This window comes from Mesorhizobium sp. LNHC221B00 (assembly GCF_000502935.1).
Lineage (GTDB): Bacteria > Pseudomonadota > Alphaproteobacteria > Rhizobiales > Rhizobiaceae > Mesorhizobium > Mesorhizobium opportunistum.
Map to the genome: position 1 here is coordinate 173,107 of NZ_AYWR01000011.1, position 20,910 is coordinate 194,016.

The window sequence follows — 20,910 nt, forward strand, 5'->3', positions numbered from 1 at the left end:
CGAACCAGCGCGACGACGGAGCCGGTGGCCGGCTTCTCGAGAAGATGGCGGTGATTGCCGGAGCCGCGAGTGCATCGCAAGGAGATTGCGCTCAGCTTCGCCCGCGAGGAGCAAGAGTGGTCCGCGGATCTCGATCACAGCGCTGCCCAGCAAACGGCGTCCGGGATCGATCCGATGGGCAAACGCGCGCAGTCGGGCTTGGCATGGGTATCAGCAACGACGAGCAGGTGGAAAGCGGATGGTGCGGGCGATCGAAACTTCGGGCGCCTCGACATCCTGGTCAGCAACGCCGGCGTCCAGATCATGGCGACGCTTGTCGAGTGAGGCGGCCATAAAGGATATCGCGTGTTCGCGTGGTGCGGTGTCCCGGATGCCCGAAGTTGCGCGACAGTTACTCAAAGAAAGGAGCCAAAATATGTGCGGCATCTGTGGATGGATTGATTTCGATCGTGACCTAGGAAGTCCCGACGCGCGAAGGGAGCTTGCCGACATGACGGCCACCATGGCCTATCGTGGTCCGGACGACGAGGGGACTTGGATCGACGGGCCTGCGGCACTGGGACACCGCCGCCTAGCGATCATCGATATCCAGGGCGGTCGCCAGCCGATGACGCACCAGGAGGACGGCCGACCGGCGTTGGTGCTCGTCTACACGGGCGAGACTTACAACTACCGCGAGCTGCGTCAACGGCTTGCCGCCTTGGGCCATCGGTTCGACACGAGCAGTGACACCGAGGTGGTGCTGCGCGTCCACCGGGAGTGGGGCCACCGAGACCCCCGCAGCGCCGTGAGCGAACTCAACGGGATGTTTGCCTACGCACTCTGGGACACCGCCAAGCGCGAACTGCTTCTCATACGCGACCGGCTAGGCATCAAGCCGCTTTACTACTACCCCACCGAGCACGGAGTGTTATTCGGCTCCGAGCCAAAGGCGATCCTCGCCAATAGTCTCGCGGAACCGGCCATGGACGCCGACGGGCTTCGTCGCACCCTATGCTCCATCCCCGATCCGGACAGCACCGTATTCCGTGGCATGCGTGAGGTACCGCCCGGCCACATCGTTCGCGTGACCCGCGACGGCATCAAGCAGATGAGCTACTGGCATCTCACCGACAGCGGGCATACTGACGACGTGCCTACCACCGTTCGGCGCGTCCGCGAGTTGCTCGACGACACAATTCAGCGGCAGCTCATTGCCGACGTGCCGCTGTGCACACTGTTGTCGGGCGGGCTTGATTCCTCGGCCATGACCGCACTGGCCGCGCGCTTCAGCGACGAACGGATCCGGTCCTTCGCCGTCGACTTCGTCGGCTACACTGACAACTTTATCCCCGGCCCGTGGCGCCCCACACCCGACGGGCCGTACGTGCAGGAGGTCGCGAAATACGTTGGAACCGACCACACGGACATCACGTTGTCCGCATACGAACTCATGGACCCGAACGTGCGGGCCGCCACCCTCCACGCCCGCGATCTGCCGTTGACCTTCGGCAACCAAGATAGCTCGCTCTACCTGCTGTTCCGGGCCATCCGGCAACACTCGACGGTGGCCCTATCTGGGGAGGCGGCCGACGAGGTTTTCGGCGGCTACTGGCTTTTCCACGATCCCGCGCACGTTCAGCGCGACACGTTTCCCTGGATCGAAGACAGCGACGATATCGTACGGCGGTCCCTAGACCCCGGACTGGTCGAGAAACTCGACCTCCCCGGTTATCTCGACGAACAGTACCGCACGGCACTTGCGGAAGTACCAGCCCTGACCGGGCCGGCCTCTGCCGACCCGCACGAGCGTCGTATGCGCGAGGTCTGCTACCTCTTTCTCACGCGTCACCTGCCGACGCTACTCGACCGCAAGGACCGGATGAGCATGGCTCTGGGTCTCGAGGTGCGGGTCCCATTCTGCGACCACCGCCTCGTTGAGTACGTGTTCGGTACCCCATGGGCCCATAAGACTTTCGACGGGCGCGAGAAGAGTCTGCTGCGGGCCGCCACCGCGGACCTACTCCCGCAGTCGGTGGTGCAGCGAGTGAAGAGCGCGTATCCGGCTATCCAGGATGCCACCTATGACAGAATGCTGCGCACGCGGTTCACCGCGCTGCTGAATGACCGCAATGCGGCAGTAGCACCGCTATTGTCCGTCGACACGTCCCGCGCGTTGCTCGATACGACCGACAACCTCAGGGGGGTAGAGCATATCCTGACCCTGCAGGATTTCCTGACCGATTACAACGTGAGCCTCACGATCTGAGACGACAGAACACGCAAGAGGATTGCGAAGGAGGTCCGGCGTCCGAACGGCGTTGGCCTCCATGGCCAAGAGGCGGCAGACCTGTTCGCGTGGTACTTAATTATGAGCATGCTGAAAAAAATTTCCCATTTCGACACGCTAATAAAAACAAAGACTTCGCCTTGAAGATTGTCGAGCGTCAGCCGTTGCTGAAGGTGTAGTCATAGCCGTTGATCGCCGGCGCCGCCGAGATGCGCGTAGAGGATCCTCGCCCCCTCCGGAAACAAGCCCTTCTGGACGAGGTCGATTATCCCCTGCATCGATTTGCCCTCGTAGACGGGATCAATAATCATTCCCTCGAGCCGCGCACACAGGCGGATGGCCTCCTTGGTTCCCCCGGACGGGCGCTAAGGGCCAAATCCAACTTGGGTTGTTCCACCCGAACTTATCTAGAAACTCAAGGGGATAGAAGGGTATACTACCTGATGATCGTTTAATTCTCAGCGGTTCGCCCTTAGAGCAATGATAGCTGGCCGCCTGAAGTCGTTTTCCCCTGAGGGAACTTGATCTGCGTTGCCGGTTTCTCGACGACTATACGAGCATCGTTTTGGCGCGGTGCGCTGCAGCTGCTTAGCTTCCGACCATGGGCGCTGAGCCAAGTCTCGGTTTCCTCTTGAGCGGTCAGGATCACCGGCATGGTCTTCTCGTGGATCGGCTTGATAAGGGCGTTGGGAGGGGCTGTCTGCAAGCGGCCGTCACCGTGAGAATACTTTTCGCCCGACCGAGGTTGACCTGCTGATCGGCGACGCCTCCAAGGCGGCCGCCAAGCTCGGTTGGAAGCCAAAGACCACCTTCGATGAGCTCGTCTCAGAAATGGTCGAGGCCGATTGCCGCGCCTACGGAATCACGCTCGATTAACGTGAAAAGATAGCGATTTCGACGGACGGCAAAGAGCATTCGCAGTCCAAAACAATCCGCATTCGCCGGACCCCTTTCAGGCGGTTCGCCGACATCCATCAGCATGTGGACGCCTTGGATCAGAATTCGCACATCCTACAAAGCAGAAAACCATCCGTTCCATTCATGCGATCGACGATTTCGCGAAAAACCTGCCCTTCAAAGAGATCTTCATATGCGTCGCGCAGAAGGTTTCCCATACGTGGCGCCGTTCAAAATCCACGGAGCAGCAGTAACGTCGCCACTGGGAAGAAGAACATTCCGATACTGTCGTTCGTCCATGCATGTCAGCGCTCTGACGACTGGCTGCCGTGGTTCAACGATCTTAGAGTCCTCTCTGATTGGGGTCGTTGCTCCTGGACTTTTTCTCGGACCGTCCCGCGGGTCCCTCGCTTCTCTTCACGGTCGGCGCTTGGGCCGCCGCATGATGTTGGGGTTGTCTATCGCGGTGGGGACCTCAAGTATCTTCGCGCTTGGAGATGCGTTGGCCGGGTACACGGTTGTCTTCGCGGTCAACATCGGTCGCCGCATGATGAAGCTTCGCGGGACGAGCCTTCAATGTGGACGACGCACTTTGCTGAGTCAGCGGTGCAACCCCATCAGCGGAATGGCTCGGCTCACGTCCCGGCAGGGGACGCCTCAGGCGTTCAGATTCTGAACGCTATCCGGATTTACGTTGTGGTTCCTGCATTCGGATTAAAGAGCTCTCCGGTTTTAAGCATCGTATGCATTATCACCGCCAGTTTGCGCGCCACAGCCACGGTAGCTCTTTTGAAGCCGATCCTCTCCCGGAGCTGGAGACCCATGTCCGCAGGTGCTCTCGGTTGAGCTACGCGTCAGAATAACCGACGCCGCTTCGTAGAGAAGTCATCGCAAATGGCGGTCGCCGCGTCGGGATATATGCCCGTCATAATCGATTTCTCCGGATTGGTAGCGGTGCGTCGTTAGGCCTGTCCAGGCGCCAACAGATCGGGACGTCTTGAAGTTGCCCGGATCTTCAAGGAAGTGGCGAACGAGGTTGCGGTGATGGCGCTGATGCCAGGGATCGACATGAGCATGCGGCATGCCTGGCTCTGACGTGCATCTGCAACGAGCTGGCGCCCAAGTTCCTCGTGATCGATAAGAAGACGCCGAACGTTCTTCTCAACGCGGCTCCCTTACCTGCAGGAACGAGCAGCCCGAACGTTTTCATGATCCCACAAATCTGGTTGGAAAGTTCGGTAGTGATCCGGACCAGCCGGGTGCGTGCCCCCACGAGCGTGCGGGTCAGCATGCTGTCAGATCCTTTCACCCGCACCTCGGGGAAGAACCCCACCTCTGCAAGATGCGCCAAACCGTCGGCGTCGTTCGCGTCGGTCTTATTCGGCGCCATATCGAGCGCAGCTTTGGCATGGCGAGCATCTGGCTGTCGATCGCGCCCGACGTGGGACTGGCCTCGCGCCCGGCTCGCTCGAGTCCAGCATCAGCGCCACGTCGTGGATAGTCTGGAACAGAAAGCGCCGCGCCAACTCGCGAAACCAGCGTAGACCGTCTGCCAGGCGCCAAAATGGATCGGCAGCATCCGCCAGCCGCAACCCGAGCGCACAAGGTAGCGCACCGCGTTGATCACCTCACGGAAATCAACCTCGCGCGGACGGCCGCGACGCCCAGGCTTGGGCATCAGCGGAGCGATCTGTTCCCACTCCTCGTCCGTCAGATCGGACGGGTAGCGCTTGGTCTTCTTGGCGATCTTGGCCATCCGGCCACGGCTCTGTTCGGTCCCACATCCCCAGCTTGAATCACAACCAGCCTCGCCGAAATCCCAAACTTCCGATTTTCCAAACAGATGGGGTGATTGGGATCTCGACCGAGCCAGATGATGGCGGCTGCTCCTGTCGAAATGTGAAAACGTGGTCGATGTGAGTCGCCACAAACATTTGGAAGGAGCAGCCATGAAGTGATGCCGGACTGGACGTGTCTTTGGAAGAGACCTCTATTTGCATTGTCGACGAGACTGGCCGGATCGTGAAGGAGGCGAGAGCGTTGAGCGATCCGCAGGCATTGTGTGAGGCGCTGAAGGGGAGCGGCTTGCCGCTTGAGCGGATCGGCCTGGAAGCGCGCTCGCTGACGGCCTGGCTTCACGATGGACTGCACGCCGAAGGCTTGCCGGCGACCTGCATCGAGACGCGGCAGGCCAACGCGGCGATGAAGACGATGCCCAACAAGACCGACCGCAATGACGCCCGCGCGCTGGCGCAAATCATGCGCACTGGCTGGTATCGGCAGGTGCATGTCAAGAGCAGGCAGTACCGGCTGTGGCGTTCGCTGCTGGTTGCCCGCCGCACGGTGCTGAACGAGATGCGTTCGATCGAGAACGTAGTGCGGGCGATCCTGCGCGAGGCCGGCGTCAAGCTGGGCCTGCCGTCGCGCAGCGCGTTTGCCGGCCGCGTGCGCGAGCTGACAGGTGCCGACGCTGAGGTGATGGCGATGGTCGAGCCGCTGCTTGCAATCCTCGGTGTCATGTTGAGAGAGTTCGCCCGCCTGACGAAGCAGGTTCTCGACATCGTCCGCAATGAAGAAGTCTGCCGGCGGCTGAAGAGCGGGCCGGGCGTCGGGCCGATCACCGCGCTCGCCTTCCGCGCCACGATCGACCGGCCTGAGCGGTTCGGCTCGTCGCAGGCGGTGGGGGCGCATCTGGGACTTACGCCGGCACGCTATCAGTCCGGCGAAACCGACAGCCGGGGAAAGGTCAGCCGATGCGGCGACGAACTTGCACGCACCGCGCTTTATGAGGCGGCCCCACACTGCTGGTGCGATCGAAGAAGTGGTCGAGCTTGCGCGCCTGGGGCATGAACATCGCCAGACGCCGCGGCATGGTGCGGGCGCGCGTGGCGGTGGCCCCAAAGCTGGCGGTCATCCTGCATCGCATGTGGGCTGACGCGACCGAGTTCCGCTTTGGAAAGGAGCCTGCCGCGCTGGCCGCGTAAGCCGCGACGAACACCGAAGGAGCAAAAGCAGAGCTTTCGCCCGAACGGGCGATGCCCGGATCGTTCCGTGGGACGATGGGCGAGGCGATCCCGTTAAGAGCCCCGAACCTGCCGGCCCAAGCGCGGCAAGGTCGTGACACAGATTGAGACGCCTCGCTCTCCTGACCCCATATGTGGACGGCCCCTCCTTGCAAGATTGTTCAATGATTTGATCGGATCGCTTGCGCTCATATGTCCGGCCTTTGTGTGCGGTCGCACTTAACCGCTAGCCAAGATGGTTTCCGCGACGCGAGTTCCCAACATCATGGCGGCCTACAACGACCAATGGGGTCAACGGAGTGTCCCGCGTCCTCGGATTGTCAATCACCACTGAATCGGGACCCTGGTTTTTCGCGCAAAAGGGGACCCCGGTTGTGGGGTGTTGAAGGGCACGCCGGTGAGCTCCCGATCAGGCGAAGCTGGTCGGGGTTGCGCAGCCTGATCGGGTGCGGCTGGTTGGCTCGTCGACTTCAGCTTTGAGAGCGGTTCTTGAAGCGCCAGGAATCGTTTCCTGTTTCGACGATCTCGCAATGATGGGTGAGCCGGTCGAGTAGCGCGGTGGTCATCTTTGCATCCGCGAATGCTCCATGATGCACCTTTCCTTGATCGCCTGGTCCGTTGCAGTCGGCGTTGAAGTTGATCGATCTGGTCGCTGGAAAGGCTGATCTGCCAAGGCTGGCCTTTCGTGCTTTGCCGACCGTGGACAAGGCCCTGGGCGAGGTAGTCGAAGATGGTTTGAGCCGTCACGCCGATTGCAGCGGCTGCGCCCTGTACAGAGTAGGTTCCATCAGGCCAGCGCGGCGGATTGGCTGCGACGCCGTTGATCTTGGCTGTGGGGATTCCCCAACGGTGGCGTAAGAGCCAAATGTTCTCATAGCTGAACAGCTTGCCTCGCGCCGAGCGGACGCCCTCGTCATTCAAGATTTTGGCAATTTGCCTGTCCATATCGCCCGCAGCATTGAGTTCCGTGATCCGCTCACGCACAAGCTCGAGTTCGCCATAGTCTCGATCGTAAGGTTGAACTCGGCGTTGGATTTGATGTTCGCTGGTTGCCCCGGTCTGCCAAAGAATCCTGATGGCGACCTGGCCGCGTATCTTCTTCTGATCGAGAACGACCTCCTGCACGATGAAGCGCAAGATACGTTTGCGGTCTTCTGGCTGGGTGGTTTCTGAGTGCCAGATAGCCGGCAAATTCTCGGCGAGTCCCTGAAGCGCCGCGTGATCCTGTGCCTGTAACACCAAGGGCTCTCGGTCTCTCCACCGACGATATTCCTGCTCGATCTCATCGACCAAGCGCAGCTTGTCTTCCCAAGCCTTTTCCAGGGTTCTGGCGACGAGACGATTTTCCGGTTCCACGGTGTCGTATTGTCGTCGAGCCCGTTCGGCGTCATACCGCGCACGTTCCCGCCGTAGCGCCCATTGTTTCTCGAGGCTCCGCGTTTCCTCCGCAATCTCGTCGAGCGCAGCGATGGCGATGGCGATTTGGTCAGGTTCCAACGCCTTCAGGAGGATCCGGGCGACTTGTTCATCTACTGCGGGCGCCCGAACCTCCTGACAGAGAGAGCTGCCGGTCTGGTTGCGGTCCGCCAGGCAGCAGTAGACGGGGCATGCACTGTCGGGGCCGCTATAGCGCACGGTCATCCGCCGTCCGCACTGGCCGCAGACCGCCGAGATGACCCGCACATAGTGCCACGGCCGGCCGTCACGCGTGGTGAATGGCGGGGATTCCTCCCCACGCGGCAATGGGAGGAGACGACGGCGTTCGATATGTTCAGCCACCTCCCGGTTGAGCTTTGGTCCGATCGGCACGAGACGCGTCTTGAAGAACTTCGTGTGGCGGACGGTGATGATCTGCTCGCTCAGATCCACGTCCTGCAAGAGCAAGTGAAGCGCCTCGCCGATGCACATGCCGCTTCCGTAGAGCAGCAGGACGAGCGTGCGGTACATTGCCGGCACCTGAGGGCTGTGCCCTATCTTCAGGATCGAGGTCGCTTCCAGCAGGCGGCGCAGCTCTTCCGTCGAATAGACATATGGCGTTTGTTGCCGCGGCAGCTTCGGCAAGTTTGTCGGCAGTGGTGAGGACGCCGTGTAGCCGCGGCTGACGGCGAATCGGTAAAGGCCGCTCAAGACCCTGATCGCAGCATCCAGGTGGCACTGAGCGGGGGCTGCCGTGGAGAAACAAGGCTACCGCCTCGGGGGTGACTTCGCCGATATCGCGGTTGCCCATCACTCGGCAGAACCGACGCAGCAGAACCTCGGCGGACTCGAAACGCACGCCCAATAACCGCTGCTTGGCCAGATAGGCGTCGACGACATTGGTCAGCATCATTCGAGCTCTCCCAGGTCAAATGCACCGACCGCGCGAAGGGCCTCCATGTTCACTTTGGCGTAGATACTCGTTGTTGCCGCACTACGGCGCCCCAAGTGGTCCCCGATCTCCTTCATCGAAAGACCTTCGGCAAGAAGCCGAGAGGCGCAGGCATGGCGCAGCGCATGCCCCACGCGGTGAGCGGCGTCGATTCCAAGCGCAACAAACCTGCGATTAGCGACATCATAGATACTCCCCGCCTTCAGCGGCCGACGAGGGCTTGCATGCAGAGAAATACTTGCGGATCCGCTGACAGCGGGCGCGCCGTATCGATGTAGCGGGCGAGCGCCTCAGCGGCGGAGGGAACCAGCGGGTAAATTTGCGGCTGACGGCGCTTCAGGCGGAAAAGCCGTAGCGTCCCACCGGCCCAGTCGATCTGATCGAGGCGCAACGCCGCCACTTCGCCGCTACGCATCCCACAGACCGCAAGCAATAGCAGGATCGCTCGATCACGGATTTCCCGAGGCTTGTCGGTCTCGGCATCGGCCAAGATACGCTGCACGTCCGACCCATCCGGGGCATATGGCAGCCTCTCTTGCTGATAGAGCTGAGGACGGCTAATCGACGCCGCGACGCGCTCAATGCACATGCCCCGCTCTGCCGCGTAGCGCAGAAATCCACGCAAGGCCGACGCTATGTTGGCTACCGATACGCGGGACCATTGTCGCGCCCGGGCGACGAAATAAGCATCGACGTCTTCGGGCTGAAGACTCCTCAATTGCCGGTCCGTCTCCTCGCACCAGCGCAGGAACCTACCGATCACACGGGTCCATTGCTCGACCGTCGACGGTGTGAAGCCGCGCTCATCACGCATCCATCTCACATACTCTTCGAGTTGGCTGCGGTATCGGGACACAACGGTCGGCTCACGCCACCAGCCCAGAAATCGAAGCCAAGGTCGCCCGATGTGGACGACTCTTTGCGCCGCAGCGGCGGACCCGAGGGCTTGCTGCCTCTCGATGGCTATCTGTTGAAGGGCCTTGATGTCGATGCCTTCCGACGCAGCCGGGCTGAGACGGGAGGCAATCCATAAGAGCCCACTGCATTTGACCCTGAGCGAAGCAGGGGTCGCCCCGCGTTCCGCACAGTGGCGAAGGTAACGGTGCCGCTCTTCGGCAAATGGCGCGTCATCATGGTAGCGTCCGGCCGAGTGGCCGGCATCAGTCCTCTCAATCATAGCAAACCTCCATTGGACAAAGGCTTGCTACCCAAACATCGGATTATGTTGATCAAGAACGCGGTGACGGCCAAGCGCCTGGGCAAGACAGCTGCTTACGCAACACAAATTTGGCCGTAACATAACGGCTATAACCGAAGCCATCAGGGCGAACTTCGCGATATTCTTCCCATAGCACCATCAGATTGACGCTGGGTCGCTTCAGCTCGCAAGCCAGCGTCGCCCAGTCCGGATCAGTGCGTAGGCGCAGCCCGGGCTTGCTGCCGGCATGGCCGAAAAGCCGCTGCTCCAAGACCGCGTCGGTCAGCTCGGCAGGCAGAGGCCAGCGCAAGCCGGCCTTTGCCGCCCGTTGCAGATTATCCTGGATCATAGTGCGCGCTTGCCCCGAGCGTGCGCCCGATCTCCCGGGCGCTGACACCGTCACGCGCAAGCCGCAGCATTTGTCGTTTGTCTCATGGTAGTTCTCTCTTGGCGGGCATCAGCCATTCCTCGTTGATAACGAGAGACCTCATGCCCGAGGGACTGACCCAGGCGAATACGTCTTTCCGAAGCAAAAGCCGGCAGGTGGCCAGCTTCAAATCGGAACAGTGGCCGGCTTCGCGTCGGAATACCCCGCCGACTTCAGTCGGAATCCGCAATTTGGGGTTAGACCTCCCATAGCACGCACACTTTACCTTTTATTCGTTGAGCAAGCTTAGCGCGCGCCATCCATCGCGTCGATCTCAGGGAAATCAGCCTCACCACATCCTGTGGATGGTGGCTCATAGCGCTGAGCTGGAGGGCACCGACACGGATGAGCCATCCCAAGCGTCGTCGGCGGCACCTTCGGGATGACCGTCAGCATCCCGTCCAACTGCGTGAACGATGCCAAGGTTGTTCTCGTGGCCTCGCGCGCTCACCTGCAAGCTGGGCCAGCGCGCTCTGAGCATGGCGATTACCTCGGCGCCCGCATCGGCATGAACGCGCGGTTGCTCCTCCGTAAGGTTCACCCGGGGGTGGCGTAGCGCCTCGGCAATGCTGAGACCGCGGTCGATCGTGTTGACGATCCCCTGGACGATCGCCCCGGGGATGAGCTCGCTGCCCGCTGCGCCGAGCGATAGCAGCACCCGATCCTCGCATGTCACGATCACCGGAGACATCTCAGTTACATCGCGGGCGCCCGGCTCGGGGGCACTCTCCATCCGGTAGCTTTTTGCGGGAAAGCCACCGTCGCGCCCTCGGCGTCTAGCGTCGAGAGGTGGGTAGTGTCTCCACGCTGCTTGGCAGGCGGTGCTCCGCGAGGGGCAGTCGCTGCCGGGACCTCGGCCAGGCGCTGGACGATCGCCGCGGCTCGGGCAGTGACGAAATCGGGAGTGATCAGGGTCTCAACGGGGAGGCCGTCTGGCTTGGGTACAAGTGAGCCGAGGTGCTGAGGACGGTCAGCAAAGCAGGTTTCGATCGCGGCCATCAGAAGGCAAGCCTCGGGGCCAGTCAGGTATGGGCCGAAGGTTGGCAGGCGGTCAAGAATTGCCAGCATCTCGATCAGGCTGTGGCCCCAGCCCTGGCGGCCGACGGTCGTGATACGGCAGTTGCGGAAACGACCGTGAAGGACTTCGCCGTTGCGGCTAGCATTGGCCGCGAGATCCTCCGCGCGCCAATGCCCGCCGCGGGCGCGCACCCCTTCGGCCAAGCGCCGGGCGGTCTCTCCAGTGGTGATTGCACAGGCTCCCCTTGCCCCGAAGGCGCGAAGCAGCGCGCCGAGCTGGTTGTGACGGAAATGTGTGCCGGTGGGCGCAGGTCGTCCAGATAGGGCCCAGCGCCTCCCTCGGCTATCGCGTCAGCTCGGAGCGCCCAAACGGCAGCGAGATTCTTTGGTGCGGCGAAGCCCTCCTCTGCCAGCCGCACCGCCGGGGCCGCGATCAACTCGAGCGGCAGGCGACCATGCTCGGTATGAAGCTTGTCCAGCGCCTGTGGCAGGCCAGGGATCGCGGCGCAAGCCAACGGACCCGACCCAAGCGCATGGGGCAAGTGATGCGGGATGGCGCTCGCCCCGTCGATCGCGGCGAAGCGCCCCTCGGACGTGCGCAAGACGATCTGGCACCGGCCCAGCAGGCTTGCATTCGCGGGATCGGTGACACACGTGGCCAATGCCGCCGCCACTGCCGCATCGGCCGCAGTGCCGCCAAGCCGCAGCATCTCAGCGCCCGCGTCGGCCGCCGCCGGGGAGCCCGCTGCGACCACGCCACACCGGCCCGGCCTCTGACCGGCATTCGACATGGCTATTCCTATTTGACCGCTGTTCGACATTGCCATTCCTATTTGGGAGAATTTGAATTTGCGAGAATGTTGAAGCACAGCACCGTTACACTGATCGCCACTCACAACAGAGCGCCGCAGAGCATGCGCCTTCCAGCGAGCATTTCCCGTGGCAATACTGATCCATCAGAATCATTGTTACATCGATGAAACGTATGTTGCAACTAGAATCGGAGTTTGCTATCGTGCCTGCGAACAGGATCTCCCAACCCGCCAGGGTCATTGGTACCGACATGATGTTCGATACAGTCACCTACGAAATTCAGGACAGCATAGCTGAAATTCGACTCAATCGGCCGCACCGGCTGAATGCAGTAGTGCAGCAACTGTACGACGATGTCCTGACAGCTCTCGACCAGTCTGAAAAAGACAAAAAAGTGCGCGTGATTGTCCTGACCGGAGAAGGGGGGGCGTTCTGTGTTGGCGCCGATATGAAGGAGCATAAGGCTGGTCGCGCCGCCTTCGATAGGCGACAATATCTGATGAGCGAACAAAGGGTGTGCAGGCGTCTGGTTTCACATCCAAAGCCGATCATTGCGGCCGTGAACGGCTATGCGCTTGGTGCTGGTGCCGAGATGGCGATCGCTTGCGATTTTATGGTCATGGCTGCATCGGCGCGGATCGGATTTCCCGAAATCGGCCTTGGCGCATTCCTCGGCGGCGGGGTCACGCGCATCCTTCCACGACTTGTTGGCCTGGCAAAGGCGCGTGAGCTGCTCTTCCTGGGCCGGCAGATCGATGGAGCGGAAGCGGTCCGGATCGGGCTGGCCTCAAACTGTATCCCCGACGGGGAGTTCGCCGAACGAGTCCGCACCCTGGCAAGCGAACTATCAAACAAGGCGCCATTCTCGATGCAGCTTGCGAAAGAGCAGTTGGCGTCCGCTGCTGACGGGACGTTCGAAGCTGCGCTTACTGCCGAGCTTGAGGGCATGATGTTTTGTTCGACAACGCGTGATTGGCAGGAAGGTGTCGACGCCTTCGCCGAGAAGCGTTCGCCGGTCTTCCTGGGGGAATGATGATGTCGTCGGACGAACTGGGCGACATTCTATCCCCGAACTCTATCGCGATTGTCGGCGCATCCAAGAATCCCGCTAAGCGCGGGTATCGGTCGCTAAGGAAACTCTTGGACGACGGCTATGCAGGAGCAATCTATCCTATTAACCCGAAGGAAAGCGAAATCTGCGGCATTAGGTGTCTGCCCGATCTGGGCAGCCTTCCGGGGCCCGTCGACCTTGCGCTGGTCTGTACTCCCGCTTCGGCGATTGCCTCAGTCATCACCGAATGCGCCGCAAAAGGAGTCCGCGGTGCCGTGGTTCTTGCGGGTGGCTTTGGAGAGGCTGGAGACGACGGCAAGCGGCTCCAGGATGCAATGCTAGCCGCTGCGCGGACTGGCGGGGTGAGGATCATCGGGCCAAACACCTCGGGCATGTTCAATACCCACAAAGCCTGCAATCTCGTCGGCTTTTCGGACTTGCGGAAGGGTAGCATTGGCCTTTTATCCCAATCCGGCAACATGGCTCTGTCACTCGTCACCGAAGCTCAAGCCAACGGGCATGTAGGTTTGAGCACTTATGTGGGGGTAGGTAACGAGGCCGATATCCGCTTCGACGAGTACCTCGACTACTTTGCGGCCGATCCCAACACCAACGTGGTGATCGCCTACATTGAAGGACTGAAAGACGGCCGCCGCTTTTTAAACGCCTTGAGGCGGATCTCGCTAGAGAAACCAATTGTCATTTACAAATCGGGTCGGACAAGTGCCGGACGCATTTCCGCGAAGTCTCATACCGGCGCTTTGGCTGGCGAATATGCGGTTAGTGAGGGCGTGCTGAGGCAAGCCGGCGCGGTTCTCGCGTGCCGATCCGATGAGATCCTGCCGATCGCGGAGGCACTGTCACTGTTGGCACCCTTGCGCTCGCGTCGCGTTGCCATCCTCGCGGATGGCGGAGGCCATGCGACGATTGCCGCTGACGCGTTGTGCGAACGTGGACTGGTGCTCGCGCCCCTAAGCGAAGAGACGCGGCGGCGGCTTGCGGCAGTGCTCCCTCGGGCCGCGTCAATTGGAAATCCAATCGACGTCGCTGGGGGCACAGATGCAGATCCGTTGGTATTTGCCGCTTGCGCCGAGATCCTCTTGCAGGATTCGATGGTGGACGGACTTCTAATATCCGGTCTCTATGGCGGGTACGCGGTCCGCTTCTCGCGCGACCTGCTCGCCCCAGAACTCAATGCGACGGACATGATCGGCGCGATCTCGCGCAGGTTGGGCAAGCCCGTTGTTGTTCACAGCCTTTACAGTGCGCTCCAAGCAGATCAGCGTCCATTACCACTCATTGACATGCGCCGCGCCGGCATCCCCGTGCACAGTTCCCTGGAAACCGCCGTGCGGTGCATACAGGCTTTGGCGGAGTACGGTGAGGTGGGCCGCGGCTTTGAAGCGTTGCCGCCAAACCGAGCGGAGCACAGCAGAGTCTTCGAGCAGGTTCTTGCGGGATGTAGGGCCGAGGGTAGGCGGGTAGTTTTGGAGCACGAAGGGCGAGGCAGCCTGCACGATTTCGGCCTGGATCTCGCTCCGGCATTGCTTCCTGTGGATGAACGAGAGGCCGAAGAAGCCTTTCTCCGTCTCGGCGCACAGCCGGTCGCGATGAAAATCGTATCTCGCGACATCCTGCACAAGACGGAGGCAGGCGGAGTCAAACTCAATGTCGCCGACGTCGCATCTGTACACCGTAGCTTCCTTGAGATCGTCGCCAATGCCAAGGCTGCAGTAACCAATCCGAATGTTGCCGGCGTCCTCGTCACTCCAATGGCAGCGAAGGGGGGCGTCGAGGTCATCGTCGGCGTGGTGCGCGACGCGGCCTATGGCCACGTCATGATGTTTGGACTTGGTGGAGTCCTCGTCGAAGTTCTTAGCGACGTAGTGTTCCGCGCGCTTCCGATCTCGCGGAATGATGCATTCGCGATGTTGGACGAAATCAAGGCTCGAGCGCTCCTCGAGGGCGTCCGTGGGGGAGCGCCGGTCGATCGGGACGCGCTCGCAGACCTGATGCTGCAGATTTCGCGCTTCGTTGAAGCATTCCCGGATATCGACGAACTCGATCTTAATCCCATCCTTGCCTATCCCGACAGTCTGGCCGTCCTGGACGTTCGCATTCTTCTCGCCGAGACCTCCACGGCGCAGTCGGCACAGAAGCAAGGGATTGAGGCATGACCGATCTGCCGAAACTGATCGACTCGAAACTCGAGGTGAGCGACCGCGTCGCGATGCTCATACTTGACCGCGACGACGTCCGCAACGAACTGACTGGGACCGCCCTGATCGACGATATCGTGCGGACGGTTGACTGGATCAATGGTGGTGCGGCCGTCTCGGCATTGATCGTGACAGGGGCTGGCAAGGCGTTTTCCGCCGGCGGCAACGTCAAGGACATGAGGGACCGTAGGGGAAGCTTCGCTGGCGAAGTCTATGAGGTGCAGGATCGTTATCGCCGCGGTATTCAACAAATCGCCCTCGCCATGCATCGCCTGGAGGTGCCTGCCATTGCCGCCGTCAACGGCGCCGCGATCGGTGCCGGTTTCGATCTCGCGACGATGTGCGATATCCGGATTGGGGCTGAAAACGCGGTATTCGGGGCAACCTTCATTAATCTTGGGATTGTTCCGGGAGATGGCGGCGCTTGGTTCCTGCAGGACCTGCTGGGCCCCCAAAGAGCAGCGGAGCTGATTTTCACCGGGCGTTTGATGAGCGCCGGGGAGGCTTTACGATTGGGAGTCGTGCTTGAGGTGGCGGCAGCTTCCGAGTTGCGGGCAAATGCGCTGCAACTTGCAGGAAGTATTGCCGAAAAACCCCCTCAGGCACTTCGGCTCGCGAAGCGGCTACTGAAGGCGGCGCAGCGGTTGGACCTGCCTGACTACCTTGACCTCTGCGCGGCATTTCAGGGCATGTGCCACAATACTTTGGATCATCTCGAGGCGGTCGAAGCCTTCCTGGATAAGCGCCCGGCCCGGTTCCAAGGGCACTGATTGCCAAAGGGCGATATCAGTAATCTGCTTTAACGCTATTGAGTTCTGGAATCGCGTTCCGGTTTGCCGCCATTTTTGGGCAGGGCTTGAGGCAACGAAAGCTCGCACCGAAGAAGGTGAGAATCCGGCAGCATCATGGACGCTGGCAGTCTCGCCGCCGGTACTTATAATAGTCACATGGATCAAGGACCTCTCCACAAACGAATCATCGAAGCATTCGACGAACTGCCCGGGCAACTGCAGGTGGCGGCGCGTTACGTCCTGAATCATCCGCGCGACGTCGGTCTCTTTGTCGATGCGGCAGCAGGCCCGGCAGGCTGGAGTCGAGCCTGCAACAATGACTCGGCTTGCTCAGCGGCTTGGGCTGGAGGGGTACGGACCTGTTCGCAAGGCTTATGCAGAAACCGTGCGAAACGGAAGCCTTGATTTTTCGGAAAAGGCTGAGACGCAGATTGCAACCCAAAAGCTCAAGGGGGACCAGGCACTCGCGGCCGGGATTGTAAGTTCCACTATAGATCAGATCTCGAAGTTAATGGATCCCAGCATTCTCGATTCTCTCTCGGCAGCAGCGTCGTCGCTTGCTTTAGCCCGCCGCGTTTATTGTCTCGGTCTTCGATCAAGCCATCCTGTCACTTGGTACTTTCATTACATTCTGTCGCTATTGGGCGATAGAGCGGTCCTTCTTGACGCACTTGGGGCTGTTGGAGCCGATCCATTTCGGGCAGCAACTGAGAGCGATGTGCTTCTCGTCGCAAGCGTCCATCCTTACACCCGCGCGACCGTGGAAATTGCTCGGTACGCTGCGTCGCGAGGAGTTCCAATCATCGCAATCACAGACAGCGAGGTCGCGCCGCTCGCTCAGGTCGCAAAGCACGCCATTCTTGTCGCGACAGAAAGCCCATCTTTTTTTCATACAATGGCGCCCGCATTCGTTGTGGCTGAGGTCCTTTCTGCGCTCGTGACAGGCCACGGAGGGGAGAAAGCTCTAGAGGCCATCAGGCACACAGAGGAGCAGCTAGCGGCATTCAAGATTCATTTCAGACCGCGCGGCACCCGAAGATGAGCAGGAGCGCCAGTGCATCTTGTTTTATTTTTGACAGAGAGGCATGCCGCAACCTGCAGCGGCTGAGCATTCGTGGAACTATAGCGTGGAACGAACGCGGTTACTCTACTGAGCGGCGCCCAAACAGACATCGCCACCATGAAGTAGACGGCTTCCTGGATGAGAGCCAGGTAGCGTCGCGCAAGCACGTGTAGGTGTGACCGGTCGCAATTCCCACGGGCACCAGGGACGGCAATGGAGTTCATTCTCGCTGCCCCTCGCCAGCACCCCGACGGCACCGTCAGTATCGCCGCGTCGAACGCCCCCGTGACTCGCATCCGCGCCGGTCGCAAACTCGATCTTGATCGGAAATCCGATCGGCGCCAGCACTGCCCGTTCCGGTTCCGTGATCACCATCGCCGGGACGAACCAAGCGAAACGACTGTCGCCATCGGATCAGCGACGCCCTCGAGCCGTCTCCATAACCAAGTGACTATGTGTTTCAATGTCAGCGTTGAACCGCGGACCGATAAGAGGCGCGTTGCCAGAGGGACCGCTCATGCCTTCGATTCAACAAAGGGGTAGACCCGGTCGAGGGGAACACGTTTATACGGCAAAATGTGCAGATCTGCAGGCCCCCAATCCGGGGTGTCGACAATCAGAATGGCCGCGGCCGCGGGCTCGAAGAAAGCGCGGAAATGTGTCTTCGAGCGAAGGACCACGTAGTCGAAGTCGTCCAGCGTGCGTCCGAATTGGGTCAGGCAGTCGTCGTCGACGGCAGTCGTGGGGAGGGAAGTCAGCGACACGATTACTGAGCCAGTGTCTATCACAGCGGTAACGCCGAGTTCTACTGTGCTTCCCGTCTTGTAGGGACCGGTCGCGCGGTAGGTGACGCGCCCTGCATGAATGACATTGCCCTCAAGCACGACCGGTCCCCCCGCGCGCTCACTGCTTTTTCCGCCCACCTTCAGGCTGACTGTCGCGCCAACGCCGGCGGATACGGCCTCGGCGGCGGCCTCGGGATCCCACAAATAAGGAACAGCCGTCCTCGGCAGCTTTCGGCGCAGGACCTCACGAAGGAGATAAGTCGAGTCATGCATCCGATCGGCATGTTCAAGCAGAACGATGGGGCGCCTTCCTTCGGATACGAGCTTTTTCGCTGCCACGAGCCCACTCTCGACGGAGTGGACGAGGTCCCGGTGAGTCAGGGCTTCCCGCTGCGTCCAGATTTGCGAGGAAAAACTGTTAGCGATATCGAGCGCCGCCGAACGGTCTCGATCCGCCGCCACGACCACTGAGAAGCCGCAGTTCGGGACATCGGCATAGGAAAAACCGGCGAAGATCGAGACGTCGAGATACCGGTCGCTTCGCTCGCTCGCCGCGATCGACTCCATGACAATCGATTTCAGTGGCTCTATGCCGGTCGCGCTGAAGATACTCGGCACCATGACGCCGGGCTTCACCAGAACACAGACCGGTGCGATCTCTCTCCGCAGGGTACGGAACAGACACTCTGCCGCACGTTTTCCGGTGGAGCCCATGTCTGTGTGTGGGGAGAAATGATAACCGAATACGGCATCGGCCGCCCTGATCGATTCCTCATCGAGGTTGGCGTGATAGTCGAGCGCAACCATAACGGGGACGTCCGGCCCGACGACCGCTCGAACACGCTCCAGCGTTTCCCGATCGGCATCAAGGCGGTTCGGCGTCGCCATTGCACCGTGGAGATCCAGCAGCACACCATCGAGCTTGCCGGCCGATCCCAGACCCTCGACCAGTTTCTCGGCATAATACTCATAAGCCTCGTCACTGGTTGGGCCGGCCGCTCCACCTGAGGAAAAAAATAGAGGAATGATTTCGGCCCGCTCGCGCTCGCAGACATCGATAATGCCACCAATACCGGTGTTGGTCCCCCGATACTTTTCGATGAGATCCGGTCCAGAAGTCTCCACGAACCTGAAACGCTCGAGTGGCGTTTCCTTATCGATGAACGTCATCGACTCGTCGAGGAAGCCCGCGATAGCGATGCGGTGTCCCCCGTTGGTGCTCGAAGACATCATTTCTTTCCTTTTCCCGAAGCTGAGGAGGCCAAGTCGCGAGGACGCAGAATGTTCCGAACCGCTTCGCTGACCACGTTTATTCCCAAATTAGTTCATTTGACTCATAATATGAAATATGCAACACTTGATTCAAGGTGCAAAGGGGAGCGACTGACATTCCCGAAAACGGACAGCCCCAGGGGCCAAGCTACAGCCTTGAGCCCCGCTCTGGCTCTAACGACGCCGGAGCAAGTCCTCGCACGCGGGCTCGCCACGACTTCGAAGGTTGTCGCCGCGATGGGGTCTAGTTCTCATGCCGGTGTTGTCGCCGCAGGCTCCGAACCCGCTGCCATCGCAGGAGCGGAAATGCTCCGGACGGGGGGGTAATGCAGTGGATGCGGCCGTAGCGGCAGCTCTCGCCATGACTGTCGCCGATCCTGCAAACACTAGTCTTGGCGGACGCTGCCACATCGTAATCCTGAGCCCGGATGGTCAGGTGAACGTGATCGACGGTCGAAGCGCGCTGCCGCAGGCTTGGTCACCACAAAGCGCCGAAATCGGCGCGAAAACCGTGCCCGTTCCAGGCATTCCGCGGGCTTTTGAAAAGGCCGTCGCAGAACATGGCCGTCTGGACCTGAATAAGGTGGATCTGGCCGTGCTGATCGAGCGGTGGTTCACCGATCGGCTCATGCGACATCGAGGCGTAAGCTCCAACACCATCGCCTCCTATCGCGACACCTTCCGGCTCCTGTTTGCATTCGCGCAGTGTCAAGCGAAGTGAGGATTTGACCCTGCATTGCCTCAAGCAAAATGTTACCAATAGTGTCGCTGTTCCGAATGGGATGGTCAGGTGTTGTCATCCCGATTCGGAGGATGGATGGCAAGGCGGATCAGCATGGCGACACGGTCGGAATTGGTGGAAGCAATTGTCGAGCGGTATCGATCGGGGAGCCGAAGCGATAAGCGCCTCATCCTCGATGAGTTCGTCGCGGTGACCGGTTATCATCGCAAGCATGCGATCCGAGTGCTCCGTCAACGCGCGTCGAAGATACCTGGCAACAAGAGGCACAGCCTTCGCTATGGCGGCGATGTTCGCGAAGCGCTCGTGGTGTTGTGGGAGGCATCGGAGCGGCTGTGTTCCAAACGGCTGCGGCCGTTGATACCTGTCTTGCTGCCAGCGCTTGAATGGCATGGCCGGCTGGAGCTCGATGCCGCGCTCCGCGGCAAGCTGCTGACAATGAGCCCGGCGACGATAGATCGGCTTTTGGCGGAGGTACGTGTTGTGGCTCGCGGCGGCCAGCGCCGGCGAGCAGGAATGAGTTCGGCGGTTCGCCGATCGGTGCCGGTGCGCACCTTCGGGGACTGGAATGATCCGCCGCCCGGTTACGTCGAGGTCGATTTCGTGGCGCATTCCGGCACATCTTCGTCCGGCAGCTTTGTGCAGACGATGGTGTTGACCGATATTGCCACGGGGTGGACTGAATGCGTTCCGGTCCGCACGCGCGACAGCGGCAATGTGATTGTGGCGATCAAGCAGGCCCGCTCGTTCTTTCCCTTCCCCCTGCTCGGCGTAGATTTCGACAACGACAGCGCCTTCATGAACGAGTTCGTCGTCTCCTGGTGCCGCAGTGAGGAACTGGAAGTGACGCGCTCGCGCGCCTATCGAAAGAATGACCAGGCGCATGTGGAGCAGAAGAATGGCGCCATCGTGCGTCGCCTGGTGGGGTATGGTCGGTTTGTCGGCGCGGAGGCGACGGCCGCGCTTGGTAAACTTTAA

11 protein-coding genes and 10 pseudogenes are annotated in these 20,910 nt (G+C 60.7%); 10 read left to right on the plus strand and 11 right to left on the minus strand.

Features of this window, described 5'->3' with window-relative positions; genetic code table 11:
- Positions 1 to 69 precede the first annotated feature (69 nt).
- Positions 70 to 324: a hypothetical protein gene (locus X741_RS01000000166670; RefSeq protein WP_023778237.1), complete on the plus strand. Its 255-nt coding sequence runs from the start codon at positions 70 to 72 to the stop codon at positions 322 to 324.
- Positions 325 to 415: 91 nt separating this feature from the next.
- A complete protein-coding gene (asnB, locus tag X741_RS151275) occupies positions 416 to 2,248 on the plus strand; it encodes an asparagine synthase (glutamine-hydrolyzing) (protein ID WP_023778238.1) in 1,833 nt (610 codons plus the stop codon).
- Between the two features lie 178 nt (positions 2,249 to 2,426).
- Here the strand turns inward: asnB and X741_RS1000000168430 are convergent.
- Positions 2,427 to 2,619, minus strand: a pseudogene (locus X741_RS1000000168430) (aminocyclopropane-1-carboxylate deaminase/D-cysteine desulfhydrase family protein); the annotation flags it as partial.
- Positions 2,620 to 2,992: 373 nt separating this feature from the next.
- Between X741_RS1000000168430 and X741_RS1000000168435 the strand changes: the two are divergent.
- Positions 2,993 to 3,145 (plus strand): annotated as a pseudogene (locus X741_RS1000000168435) (GDP-mannose 4,6-dehydratase); the annotation flags it as partial.
- Between the two features lie 710 nt (positions 3,146 to 3,855).
- Here the strand turns inward: X741_RS1000000168435 and X741_RS1000000168440 are convergent.
- A pseudogene (locus tag X741_RS1000000168440) lies at positions 3,856 to 4,586 on the minus strand (IS110 family transposase); the annotation flags it as partial.
- Positions 4,586 to 4,922: pseudogene (locus tag X741_RS14980) on the minus strand (transposase); the annotation flags it as partial. The pseudogenes X741_RS14980 and X741_RS1000000168440, both read right to left, overlap by 1 nt.
- Before the next feature lie 209 nt (positions 4,923 to 5,131).
- Between X741_RS14980 and X741_RS1000000168445 the strand changes: the two are divergent.
- Positions 5,132 to 6,150: pseudogene (locus X741_RS1000000168445) on the plus strand (IS110 family transposase).
- A gap of 509 nt (positions 6,151 to 6,659) precedes the next feature.
- Here the strand turns inward: X741_RS1000000168445 and X741_RS1000000168450 are convergent.
- The 7 genes and pseudogenes from X741_RS1000000168450 to X741_RS1000000171490 all read right to left on the minus strand — a co-directional run.
- Positions 6,660 to 6,770 (minus strand): annotated as a pseudogene (locus tag X741_RS1000000168450) (ATP-binding protein); the annotation flags it as partial.
- Positions 6,771 to 7,716: 946 nt separating this feature from the next.
- Positions 7,717 to 8,136: pseudogene (locus X741_RS1000000171660) on the minus strand (tyrosine-type recombinase/integrase); the annotation flags it as partial.
- Positions 8,137 to 8,514: 378 nt separating this feature from the next.
- Positions 8,515 to 8,793: a tyrosine-type recombinase/integrase gene (locus X741_RS1000000171475; protein WP_348625687.1), complete on the minus strand. Its 279-nt coding sequence runs from the start codon at positions 8,791 to 8,793 to the stop codon at positions 8,515 to 8,517.
- On the minus strand, positions 8,760 to 9,734 hold the full coding sequence (locus tag X741_RS1000000171480) for a tyrosine-type recombinase/integrase (RefSeq protein WP_280940336.1): 975 nt from the start codon (positions 9,732 to 9,734) through the stop codon (positions 8,760 to 8,762). Before X741_RS1000000171480 ends, X741_RS1000000171475 begins: the two co-directional genes overlap by 34 nt.
- Before the next feature lie 52 nt (positions 9,735 to 9,786).
- Entirely contained in the window at positions 9,787 to 10,104 is a 318-nt protein-coding gene (locus tag X741_RS151265) for a transposase (RefSeq protein ID WP_023778247.1), read from the minus strand.
- 391 nt (positions 10,105 to 10,495) lie between these two features.
- The gene (locus X741_RS1000000171485) at positions 10,496 to 10,873 is read right to left on the minus strand and encodes a gamma-glutamyltransferase (RefSeq protein ID WP_198023961.1); all 378 of its coding nucleotides are present in this window, start codon (positions 10,871 to 10,873) and stop codon (positions 10,496 to 10,498) included.
- A gap of 5 nt (positions 10,874 to 10,878) precedes the next feature.
- Positions 10,879 to 11,517, minus strand: a pseudogene (locus X741_RS1000000171490) (gamma-glutamyltransferase); the annotation flags it as partial.
- A 658-nt stretch (positions 11,518 to 12,175) separates the two neighbouring features.
- On the opposite strand from X741_RS1000000171490, the gene X741_RS151245 reads away from it, so the two are divergent.
- From X741_RS151245 to X741_RS01000000166690, 4 genes and pseudogenes are all read left to right on the plus strand, one after another.
- A complete protein-coding gene (locus X741_RS151245; RefSeq protein WP_198023963.1) occupies positions 12,176 to 13,045 on the plus strand; it encodes an enoyl-CoA hydratase/isomerase family protein in 870 nt (289 codons plus the stop codon).
- Between the two features lie 2 nt (positions 13,046 to 13,047).
- On the plus strand, positions 13,048 to 15,240 hold the full coding sequence (locus tag X741_RS151240; protein WP_051410473.1) for an acetate--CoA ligase: 2,193 nt from the start codon (positions 13,048 to 13,050) through the stop codon (positions 15,238 to 15,240).
- The gene (locus X741_RS151235; protein ID WP_023778253.1) at positions 15,237 to 16,052 is read left to right on the plus strand and encodes an enoyl-CoA hydratase-related protein; all 816 of its coding nucleotides are present in this window, start codon (positions 15,237 to 15,239) and stop codon (positions 16,050 to 16,052) included. Before X741_RS151240 ends, X741_RS151235 begins: the two co-directional genes overlap by 4 nt.
- Positions 16,053 to 16,229: 177 nt before the next feature.
- Positions 16,230 to 17,115, plus strand: a pseudogene (locus tag X741_RS01000000166690) (MurR/RpiR family transcriptional regulator).
- Between the two features lie 536 nt (positions 17,116 to 17,651).
- On the opposite strand, the gene X741_RS151230 reads toward X741_RS01000000166690, so the two are convergent.
- Positions 17,652 to 19,151, minus strand: a complete 1,500-nt coding sequence (locus X741_RS151230) for a M81 family metallopeptidase (RefSeq protein ID WP_031250107.1) — start codon at positions 19,149 to 19,151, stop codon at positions 17,652 to 17,654.
- Between the two features lie 295 nt (positions 19,152 to 19,446).
- Between X741_RS151230 and X741_RS1000000168460 the strand changes: the two are divergent.
- Positions 19,447 to 19,767, plus strand: a pseudogene (locus X741_RS1000000168460) (gamma-glutamyltransferase); the annotation flags it as partial.
- A gap of 243 nt (positions 19,768 to 20,010) precedes the next feature.
- Positions 20,011 to 20,910, plus strand: coding sequence for a transposase family protein (locus tag X741_RS1000000170960; protein ID WP_245272716.1), 900 nt, complete (start codon positions 20,011 to 20,013; stop codon positions 20,908 to 20,910).